This window comes from Streptomyces sp. WG5, assembly GCF_049974565.1.
Lineage (GTDB): Bacteria > Actinomycetota > Actinomycetes > Streptomycetales > Streptomycetaceae > Streptomyces.
This window is the reverse complement of record NZ_JBNGGC010000027.1, coordinates 104,214-113,964: the sequence shown is the minus strand read 5'-3', so window position 1 is coordinate 113,964 and position 9,751 is coordinate 104,214. Positions and strand designations below refer to the sequence as shown.

Here is a 9,751-nt window from a genome sequence, read left to right as displayed (position 1 = left end):
TTCTCAAGGAACGGACGCTTCCTTTGTACTCACCCGAGAGACTCTCTCAGGCTTTCCTCCGGGCGCTTCCCTTCGGTGTTTCCAACACTATCAGGCTTTCCCGGTGCCTCATGACCACCGTCCTGCGAGCACGCAGAAGGCGATCCAGCGATAGGATCTGATGAGTTGGGTCTGCCGGGGCGAGGGCGTCTGCTTCACATCGCTCAGCCCCGTGCAGGAATAACGACTGTACACGGAGTCGCGGAACGGGTGCAAATCCGTGGGGACTGTGGTCTAGACCTCTAATCGGAACACTCATGCGGAACCGGTACTTCCTATGACATACCCTGCTCGTCAGTGCGCCGTCCGGGACAGGCAGTGACGGCCCGTACACACCACCGCCCCGGGAGGCTTCCCATGACCACCGTCTCGTCCCCGCTCGCAGGACGTGCCATCGGACTGGCCGCTGTGCCCGATCCCGTCTTCTCCGGCGCCATGGTCGGCCCGGGTACCGCCATCGATCCCGTTCGGGAGCCTTCCGAGGCGGTCGCCCCCGTGGACGGGGTCATCGTGTCCCTGCACCCGCACGCCTTCGTCGTGGTCGACGACAGCGGGCACGGTGTGCTGACTCATCTCGGCATCGACACCGTGCAGCTCAACGGTGAGGGTTTCGAGCTGCTGGTGAACAAGGGCGACACCGTCGTGCGTGGGCAGGGCGTGGTCCGCTGGGACCCGGCCGCCGTCGAGGCCGCGGGCAAGTCGCCGGTCTGTCCGGTCGTGGCCCTGGAGGCGACGGCCGAGGCCCTCACCGATCTCCGTGAGAACGGCGAAGTGAAGACCGGCGAGAGCCTCTTCCTCTGGAAGTGACATCGGCGCCGTCGTATGACGGCTGGTAGGACAACCACCGCGGCGGCGGGACCCGCCGCATTATCGGGACGGGTGAGATGGAGACAACGCTGCGAGGCGTCGGTGTGAGCCACGGTGTGGCGATCGGCGAGGTTCGGCACATGGGGACGGCGGTGCTCGAACCGCCGGCCAAGCAGATCCCGGCCGAGGACGCGGAGCGCGAGCAGGGGCGCGCCCGCAAGGCCGTGGAGGCTGTGGCGGCCGACCTGATGGCACGCGGCAATCTGGCGGGGGGCGAAGCCCAGGCGGTGCTCGAGGCGCAGGCCATGATGGCCCAGGACCCCGAGCTGATGTCGGACGTGGAGCGGCGGATCGCCGTCGGCAGCACGGCCGAGCGCGCGGTGTACGACGCCTTCGCCGCTTACCGCGCCCTGCTGGCCGGTGCCGGTGAGTACCTGGCCGGCCGCGTGGCCGACCTCGACGATGTGCGGAATCGTATCGTCGCCCGTCTGCTCGGGGTGCCGATGCCGGGCGTCCCGGACAGCGACGAGCCGTACGTTCTCATCGCGCGGGATCTGGCACCCGCGGACACGGCGCTGCTGGACCCGACGCTGGTCCTCGGTTTCGTCACCGAGGAGGGTGGGCCGACCAGTCACAGTGCGATTCTCGCGCGGGCACTCGGCGTGCCGGCCGTGGTGGCGCTGCCGGGCGCCGGGGAACTGCCCGAGGGCACGGTCGTCGCCGTGGACGGCAGCACCGGTGAGATCTTCGTGAATCCCAGCGAGGAGAAGAAGGCGCGGCTGCGGGAGGAGGCTGCCGCGCGCAAGGCCGCGCTGGCCGCGTCGACGGGGCCGGGTGCGACCTCGGACGGTCACAAGGTGCCGCTGCTCGCGAACATCGGCGGGCCCGCGGACGTGGCCGCGGCGGTCGAGGCCGGCGCGGAGGGTGTCGGTCTCTTCCGTACCGAGTTCCTCTTCCTCGACGACAGCGAGAAGGCGCCGTCGGAGGAGAAGCAGGTCGCCGCCTACCGGCAGGTGCTGGAGGCGTTCCCCGAGGGGCGCGTCGTCGTGCGGGTGCTGGACGCCGGCGCCGACAAGCCGCTGGACTTCCTGACCCCCGGCGACGAGCCGAATCCGGCATTGGGCGTGCGTGGTCTGCGGACGCTGCTCGACCACCCGGACGTGCTGCGCACGCAGCTGACGGCGCTGGCCAAGGCGGCGGAGGGACTGCCCGTCTACCTCGAGGTCATGGCCCCGATGGTGGCGGACCGGGCCGATGCCAAGGCGTTCGCGGACGCGTGCCGTGAGGCCGGGCTGCGGGCGAAGTTCGGCGCGATGGTGGAGATCCCGTCGGCCGCGCTGCGGGCGCGCTCGGTGCTGCAGGAGGTCGAGTTCCTGTCGCTGGGGACGAACGACCTCGCGCAGTACACCTTCGCGGCCGACCGTCAGGTGGGCGCGGTGTCCCGGTTGCAGGACCCGTGGCAGCCGGCGCTGCTCGACCTCGTGGCGTTGTCCGCCGAGGCGGCGAAGGCCGAGGGCAAGAGCTGTGGTGTCTGCGGTGAGGCCGCTTCGGACCCGCTGCTGGCGTGTGTGCTGACCGGTCTGGGCGTCACCTCGCTCTCCATGGGTGCGGCGTCTCTTCCCTACGTCCGCGCGACTCTGGCGAAGTTCACGTTGGCGCAGTGCGAGCGTGCCGCGGCGGCCGCCCGGGCGGCGGACAGCGCCGATGAGGCGCGCAACGCCGCCCAGGCGGTGCTGTCCGGCGAGTAGGTGCCGGACGAGGCTGTGGTGCGGGGCGTTCCACCTTCGGGTGGGGCGCCCCGCACGCGTTCAGTGGTGGTGTCCCGGTGGCAGGTGGTCGTCTCCGAGGTCGGGGGGCGCGCAGTAGTCGACGTTGGATTCCGGGGAGATGAGGTCCCCGGAGTCGGCGTCGGTGCAGTACGCGTCGAAGACCTCACCGGCGGTGAGGGGTTCGAGGCCGTATCCCCGCAGGCGCCAGCCGTGGATGCGGTCCGGGCCGCCCGGGGTGCTGATCCGCATGACGAGTCCGCCGGGGCTGTGGGTGGCGAGGCCGAGGGCGAGGACGCTGGTGAATTCCAGGGTTTCGGCCTCGTCGATGTGCGGGGTGCCGTCGATGTCCTCGTCGGCGTACAGGACGGCGACGAGGGTTTCCGGGGAGCCCGAGACGCTGCAGACCAGGTGCCGGTTGCCCGGTGGAGCCGTTTCGAGGATGCGGACGAGGAGGCGCGTGGCCCGGGTGAAGGCGGCCCGGCCGAGATCCTCGCCGCAGGTGGCGCAGTTGCCGAGGCGGGCGAGCAGGGTGGACGCGTACTCCCGGGTGGCCTGGCGGACGGCTTCGTCGACGAGGTCCGGCAGGAGGTCGGCGAGGGGCTGGCCCTCGTACGGGACGGTGGGTCCGCTGGCGGCGAGTTCGGCGGTGAACCGGGTACGGCTGGCGGCGGCGTCGGGGTCGAGTCCCGTCGCCGAGCAGAAGTCGGCGTATTCCTCCGGGTCGAACAGGGCGACGCTGGTGTGGGTGCCCTGTGAGGCGCGTGACCTGAGCAGGGCTTCCACCTGGTGGAGATAGGCGGCGTGGTCGTCGAAGGTGAAGCTGCGGTAGCGCCGCATGGCGCGGAAGTCGTGTTCGTCGGTGAGCAGTCCGATGGTGCCGGCGATTTCGCGGCGCAGGACGCGTCGCCCGGTCTGGTCGGTGTGCGCCATGTTTCCCCCTGTGCGCAGTCGATCAATGCTCACTCACAGTAACTGGCGGCACTGACAACGGCCTCGGGGCGGCGTCGTGGGCCGGCCGCCGTTCTGGGCGGCCGGCCCGTCGAGGGGCTCTCAGGCGCGCTTGCGGGCGAGGTCCTCGTAGAAGCGGAGCAGGTCCGGGTTGTCGATGGAGCCGGGGTTGACGGCCTTCTCCAGCGGGGTGCCCTGGAGGAGGCGCTTGACCGGGACCTCGATGCGCTTGCCGGTCAGGGTGTGCGGGATACCGGGCACCTCGATGACCTCGTCGGGGACATGACGCGGAGAGAGCTGTTCACGAATGGTCTGTGTGATGCGGTTCAGCAGGGTCTCGTCGAGCAAGGCGCCGGAGGCCAGGTGCACGAACAGGGGCATCCAGTAGCCGCCGTCGGGCTGCTCGACGCCGATGACGAGGGATTCGGTGATTTCGGGAAGGCGCTCGACGGCCTCGTAGATGTCGGCCGAGCCCATGCGGACGCCCTGCCGGTTGAGGGTGGAGTCGGAACGGCCGTGGATGACGACGGATCCACGGGAGGTGAGGGTGATCCAGTCGCCGTGCCGCCACACGCCGGGGTAGGTGTCGAAGTAGCTGTCGTGGTAGCGGCTGCCGTCCGGGTCGTTCCAGAAGCGGATCGGCATCGAGGGCATCGGGTTGGTGACGACCAGCTCGCCGACCTCGTCGGTCAGGGGTGCGCCCCCGGGGTCCCAGGACTGCAGGTCGGTCCCCAGGGCGGGGGCCTGGAGTTCGCCGATGTACACCGGCAGGGTGGGGACGGCGCCCGCGAAGCACGAGCACACGTCGGTGCCGCCGCTGACCGAGGCGATCCACAGGTCCGCGCCGCTCGCGGCGAACTCGTCGTGCAGCCAGCGGAAGCCGTCGGGCGGGAGCGGAGAGCCCGTGGTGGCGACGCACGTGACCCGGGAGAGGTCGTGGTCGCGGGCGGGGCGCACGCCGGCCTTGCGGCAGGCCATGACGTAGGCGGCGGAGGTGCCGAAGAGGGTGGCGCCGGTGCGTTCGGCGATACGCCACTGGGCGCCCGCGTCCGGGTAGCCCGGGCTGCCGTCGTAGAGGACGACCGTGGTGCCGGTGAGGAGGCCGGAGACGAGGAAGTTCCACATCATCCAGCCGGTCGAGGTGTACCAGAAGAAGCGGTCCTCGGGGCCGAGGTCGCAGTGCAGGCCGAGCTGTTTGAGGTGTTCGACCAGGATGCCGCCCTGGGACTGGACGATGGCCTTGGGCAGGCCGGTGGTGCCGGAGGAGTAGAGCACCCACAGGGGGTGGTCGAAGGGCACCTGCTCGAAGACGGGGTCCGCGTCCGCGGCCGTCAGGGTCTGCCAGTCCAGCGCGCCCTCGGGGGTCTCGGTGCCGAGGAGCGGGATGTGGACGACGGCGCGCAGGGTGGGCAGTTCGCGGCGGAGTTCGGTGACGGTGTCGCGGCGGTCGTGTTCCTTGCCGCCGTAGCGGTAGCCGTCGACGGTGAACAGGACGACCGGTTCGACCTGCTGGAAGCGGTCCAGGACGCTGCGGGCGCCGAAGTCGGGGGCGCAGGAGGTCCAGACGCCGCCCACGGCCGCGGTGGCGAGGAGGGCCACCACGGCCTGCGGGATGTTCGGCAGGTAACCGCTGACGCGGTCACCGGGGCGTACGCCGAGGGCGCGCAGTTCGGCGGCGAGCGAGCCGACCTGGCGGCGCAGCTCGGCCCAGGTGACGGGGCTCGGCTCGTGGGTCTCGTCGACGTACAGGAGGGCCGGTTCGTCCGCTCGGGTGGCCGCCGCGCGCAGGGCGTGCTCGGCGTAGTTGAGGGTGGCGCCGGGGAACCACTGGGCGCCGGGCATCGAGCGGTCGCCCAGTACGCGCGCGTAGGGGGTCGAGAAGCGTACGTCGAACCATTGCGTGACGGCCTTCCAGAAGGCGGTCGGCTCGTCGACGGACCAGCGGTGCAGGGCGGCGTATCCGCCCTCGGCGGGGGCGTCGTGGTGTTCTGCGGCCCAGGTCTGGAACCTGGTGATCCGTGCCTGGTCGATGCGGTGCGGATCTGGCTGCCAGAGCGGCTGGGGGTTCACGGTCGGCATGGGGCGGCTCCCGGACTGTGCGCGTCGTGTGCGTCCTCCGCGCACGGGCTGGGGTGTGCGCGTGACGCGGCTGACACGGACGATGCCACCTGATCGATTTCCGCACCAGGGCGCGCGCCACATAGTCGGCGCCGTGAAGATGTGGTCCCGTCACGGGTGAACGGCAGTTGAACGAGGCCCGCGCGGGAGGCCGTCGATGGCAGGGTGAGCGGCATGGACGGTCGTGACCTGGTGCGTTCGGTGAAAATGGTCGGCTCTGCGGGAGCGGCGCAGGGGTTGCGTACCGTACGGGCGGCGTGGCGCAGGCGGCGTGCCGACGCCGCGGGGCTGCCGCCGCGGGGGGCGGAGCGTGCGCGGGTGCCGGGGCCGATGCAGGAGGTGGAGCCCGGGCCCGGGGGCGGTGTCGTCCGGTTCAGCCGCTCGGAGCTGCGCGTCCTCGTCGCGGTGAACGGGGCCGTGTTCTGGGGCTGGGACGGGGCCGGGCCGGAGCCGTCGTACGCGTTGGCGGGCCGGTGTCCGGAGCCGGATCCGCGGGCGGTGCTGGAGCCGGACAAGGACGGCGGCTGGCGGGTGGTGGCCGAGCGGGCGACCGTGGCCGTGTCCCGGCACGGCGCGATCGAGGTGCGTACGCCGGGGGGCGTGGTGCTGCGCCGTGAGCTGCCGCCCCGCTGGTGGGAACCGGTCGGCGGTGGTGCGGCGCGCTGGACGCAGCGTTCGGAGGTGGCGGCGGACGCCCGGTTCTTCGGGCTCGGCGGGCGGGCCACGGGTCTCCGGCTGGGGCACGGCACGTACCGGCTGTGGAACACGGCGGTGGGACCGGCCTTCTCCCCGGTGGAGGATGCGTCGTCCGTCACGATGCCGGTGCAGTTGGTGGTGGCCGACGCGGGGACGCATCTGGTGTTCCACGACAGTTCGTGGGACGGCACGGTGGCGTTGCGGGAGGGCGAGGAGGGGTCGGGGTCCGGGCACGACCGGCCGGGGCGGAGTGTGCTGCGGATGGAGGGCGGTCCGCTGCGGTGCTGGGTGATGGTCGGTACCCCCGCGCGCGTGCTGCTCGCCTGGGCGTCGCTCACCGGGGCGCCGGCGCTGCCTCCGGCGTGGGCGCTCGGTCACCATCACCTGCGGTCGGGTCTCGGTGACGAGCAGGAGGTGCGGCGGATCGTCGCCGGCTACCAGGAGCGTGACCTGCCGCTCGACGCCGTGCATCTGGACGTCGGCCATCTCGATGCCCGGCAGGTGTTCACCGTGGACGAGGAGCGGTTTCCCAAGCTGCCCGTCCTCGCCGACGAGCTGCGGCGGGACGGTGTCCGGCTGGTGTCGGTCGTGGGGCCCGTGGTCCCCGCCGCGCCCGGCAACGCCGTGTACGACAGCGGGACGGGCGAGGACGTGTTCGTACGGGACGCCTCGGGGCCGGTCGTCCGGGGGGTGGCGTGGCCCGGGGACGTGGTCTTCCCGGATTTCACGCACGCGCGTGTGCGCGAGTGGTGGGGCAGGCTCTACGAGGAGGGGCTGAGGCAGGGGTTCACCGGGTTCTGGCACGATCTGGACGCGCCCACCTCGTTGGCCGCGTTCGGGGAGCCGACGCTGCCCCGTTCGGCCCGGCACTCGCTGGAGGGCGGGGGCGGCGATCACCGGGAGGCGCACAACGTGTACGCGCTGTGCATGGCCCGGGCCGGATACGAGGGGCTGCGGAGCCTGGTGCCCGAGGAGCGGCCGTTCGTGCTCTCGCGGTCCGGCTGGGCCGGGATGCAGCGTTACGGCGGCACGTGGTCCGGTGACGTCGCCGCGGGCTGGCCCGGACTGCGCGCGTCGCTGGCGCTGGTGATGGGGCTCGGGCTGTGCGGAGTGCCGTACGCGGGGCCGGATGTGGGCGAGGCCGGCGGGAGCCGGTCGCCCGAGCTGTACCTGCGGTGGTTCCAGCTGGCTGCCTATCTGCCGCTGTTCCGCACGCGCGGCGGTGCGCGGGCGGGCCGCGGGGAACCGTGGGCGCTGGGTGCCGAGGTGCTGGAGCACACGCGGACGGCGCTCGTCGAACGGCGGCGGTTGCTGCCCTACTTCATGACACTGGCGCATCTGGCCCGGCGTACGGGCGCGCCGTACGTGCGTCCGCTGTGGTGGTCGGCGCCGGAGGAGCGGGCGCTGCGGGACTGCGAGGACGCCTTTCTGCTGGGTGACTGTCTGCTGGTGGCTCCGGTGCTTGATCCGGGGGCGGACCGGCGGGCCGTGCAACTGCCGCGGGGACGCTGGTACGACGTGGTGACGGAGCAGGCGTACGAAGGGCCCGCGCAGGTTCTCGTCGATGCTCCTCTGGCGCGGATTCCGGTGTTCGCGCGCGCAGGAGCCGTGCTTCCGGTGCGCGGGGAGGACGGCGGGACGGAGCTGGAGGTGTGGGCGCCCGCGCGGGGGCGGACCGGCGGCGGGCTGGTCGTGCCGGACGCGGGCGACGGCTGGGCGGAACCGGAGATCGAACGGTACGTGTCCCGTTGGAGGGCGCGGCGGGTCGTCGTGGAGAGGGAGGGCGAGGACGGCGTGAGCGAACCGTCCCGACCGGTGCGCGTCCGTGGGCTCGAGGAGCGCTCGGCTCAGATGTAGCGGCCCTCGAACCAGGCGCGCACCGCCCGGGTGTGGAGGGGGAAGGCGAGCTCCTCCGCCCTGCGCAGCAGGTGCCATCCCTCGGTCTCGTCCGTGGTGACGGACGTGGGGAGGTTCTCGGCCGGCCGCTCGGGGAGGAGCCCGAAGAGGAGCAGGTGGCCGTCGGGCGAGCTCATGGCGTCGGCGAGTCGTACGTCGCGGCTCGCCGCGTCGATGCCCGTCTCCTCCTTGAGCTCACGGACGACCGCCTGCCGCCAGTCCTCCCGGTCGTCGACGTAGCCGCCGGGCAGTGCGACGCCCCCGCGCGCGGGGTGCACGGTGCGGGTGATGACGACCAGGGCGGTGCCCCGCGTGTCGTACACGGGCTGGAGGGCGACCGCGACCGGCAGCGGGTTGCGGTAGGCCGTGGTGTCGCAGGCGGGGCAGGTACGGGGCCAGCCGGAGACGCCCGCTCCGAAGGGTGTGCCGCAGCTCGAACAGTGGGAGCCCGGTGCGGAGTTGGGAACAGAGGTTTCGGTTTCGGACACGCGGCGGACTGTATCCGATCGTGGAGGGGGCGGCTCCGGCGGGCGGCTCAGTGGCGGCCGGCGAGCGACTTCGCGGAGACCGGGAAGTCGAAGTAGGTGTCCGGGTACGGCTCGGGCTTGTAGGTGAAGTGCCACCACTCCTCGGGGAGGTTCACCAGGCCGACGTCCTCCAAGGTGTTCTTGAGCAGCAGCCGGTTGGCCCGCTGGGCGCCCTGGACGCGGGGGTCGAGGGTGTGTGAGCGGGTGTCGAAGCAGTCGTAGCCGGTGCCCATGTCGACGGAGTTGTCGGGGAAGCGTTCGTCCTGGGGGGCGAAGCAGGGGACCAGGGGCTGTCCGGGGTGGTACGGCCGGGTGGGCTTCGCCGGGAGCTTCACGATCGTGAGGTCGACGGTGGAGCCGCGGCTGTGGCCGGACTTCTCCGCGATGTAACCGTCCGCGAACAGACGGGTCTTGTCGACGTCCGGGTAGAACTCGGCCTTCATGTCCTGGTCGTCGAGGTCCTCGGCCCAGCGGACGAAGTGGTCGACGGCGCGCTGCGGCCGGTAGCAGTCGTACACCTTGAGGGAATAGCCCTGGCGCAGCAGCCGGGTCTGGGCGTCGCGGAGGGCTTCGGCCGCGGGGCGGGTGAGGATGCACAGGGGCTGCCGGTAGCCGTCGATGCGCTCGCCGACGAAGTTGTGCGGGGTGACGTAGCGCATCTCCTGGATGATCGTCGGGTCGACGCTCCTGAGGGCGACGAAGTCCTCCGGGGCCCTCGGTCCGGGGGCTGCCGCCCGGGCGGCGGCGGGAACGGTCGTGGCGGCGAGCAGGGCGGCGAGGGTGGTGGCCAGACCGCGGAGCGCGGTGGAGAGTCGTGTCATGTTCCCTGCATCTATCAGGTGCGCGTTCCGTGGGGGAAGGGGGCGGGCCGGCGACTCGTCGTTCGTACGCTTCGCGGGCGTGCCGGAATCCTGCGTGAACGTCACGTGAACTGGGCCCGTGGGGCTGCCC

7 protein-coding genes are annotated in these 9,751 nt (G+C 71.9%); 3 read left to right on the top strand and 4 right to left on the bottom strand.

Translation table 11 applies throughout. The features are described 5' to 3' along the window. Positions 1-396: 396 nt before the first annotated feature. Entirely contained in the window at positions 397-846 is a 450-nt protein-coding gene (locus tag ACP4IX_RS25980) for a PTS sugar transporter subunit IIA (protein WP_426523058.1), read from the top strand. A gap of 77 nt (positions 847-923) precedes the next feature. Beyond that, positions 924-2,594 carry a phosphoenolpyruvate--protein phosphotransferase gene (ptsP, locus tag ACP4IX_RS25975; protein WP_426523059.1) on the top strand — a complete coding sequence of 557 codons (1,671 nt, stop codon included), beginning with the start codon at positions 924-926 and terminating at the stop codon, positions 2,592-2,594. 60 nt (positions 2,595-2,654) lie between these two features. Here the strand turns inward: ptsP and ACP4IX_RS25970 are convergent, their stop codons facing one another. Next, positions 2,655-3,545: a hypothetical protein gene (locus ACP4IX_RS25970; protein ID WP_426556842.1), complete on the bottom strand. Its 891-nt coding sequence runs from the start codon at positions 3,543-3,545 to the stop codon at positions 2,655-2,657. A 120-nt stretch (positions 3,546-3,665) separates the two neighbouring features. Further along, complete coding sequence (locus ACP4IX_RS25965; protein ID WP_426556840.1) at positions 3,666-5,642, bottom strand: acetoacetate--CoA ligase; 1,977 nt, start codon at positions 5,640-5,642, stop codon at positions 3,666-3,668. 213 nt (positions 5,643-5,855) lie between these two features. Here ACP4IX_RS25965 and ACP4IX_RS25960 point away from each other — a divergent pair, with 213 nt between their 5' ends. Beyond that, positions 5,856-8,234, top strand: coding sequence for a glycoside hydrolase family 31 protein (locus ACP4IX_RS25960; protein WP_426556838.1), 2,379 nt, complete (start codon positions 5,856-5,858; stop codon positions 8,232-8,234). On the opposite strand, the gene ACP4IX_RS25955 is transcribed toward ACP4IX_RS25960, so the two are convergent. Then, on the bottom strand, positions 8,225-8,761 hold the full coding sequence (locus ACP4IX_RS25955) for an NUDIX domain-containing protein (protein WP_426523063.1): 537 nt from the start codon (positions 8,759-8,761) through the stop codon (positions 8,225-8,227). The genes ACP4IX_RS25960 and ACP4IX_RS25955 overlap by 10 nt on opposite strands. A gap of 47 nt (positions 8,762-8,808) precedes the next feature. Then, a complete protein-coding gene (locus ACP4IX_RS25950) occupies positions 8,809-9,621 on the bottom strand; it encodes a M15 family metallopeptidase (RefSeq protein ID WP_426523064.1) in 813 nt (270 codons plus the stop codon). Positions 9,622-9,751 lie beyond the last annotated feature (130 nt).

Excerpts from the sequence above, each read along its gene's own strand:
- ACP4IX_RS25965 (WP_426556840.1), bottom strand. The coding sequence starts at position 5,642 with ATGCCGACCGTGAACCCCCAGCCGCTCTGGCAGCCAGATCCGCACCGC.
- ACP4IX_RS25960 (WP_426556838.1), top strand. The coding sequence starts at position 5,856 with ATGGACGGTCGTGACCTGGTGCGTTCGGTGAAAATGGTCGGCTCTGCG.
- ACP4IX_RS25980 (WP_426523058.1), top strand. The coding sequence starts at position 397 with ATGACCACCGTCTCGTCCCCGCTCGCAGGACGTGCCATCGGACTGGCC.
- ACP4IX_RS25970 (WP_426556842.1), bottom strand. The coding sequence starts at position 3,545 with ATGGCGCACACCGACCAGACCGGGCGACGCGTCCTGCGCCGCGAAATC.
- ACP4IX_RS25950 (WP_426523064.1), bottom strand. The coding sequence starts at position 9,621 with ATGACACGACTCTCCACCGCGCTCCGCGGTCTGGCCACCACCCTCGCC.
- ptsP (WP_426523059.1), top strand. The coding sequence starts at position 924 with ATGGAGACAACGCTGCGAGGCGTCGGTGTGAGCCACGGTGTGGCGATC.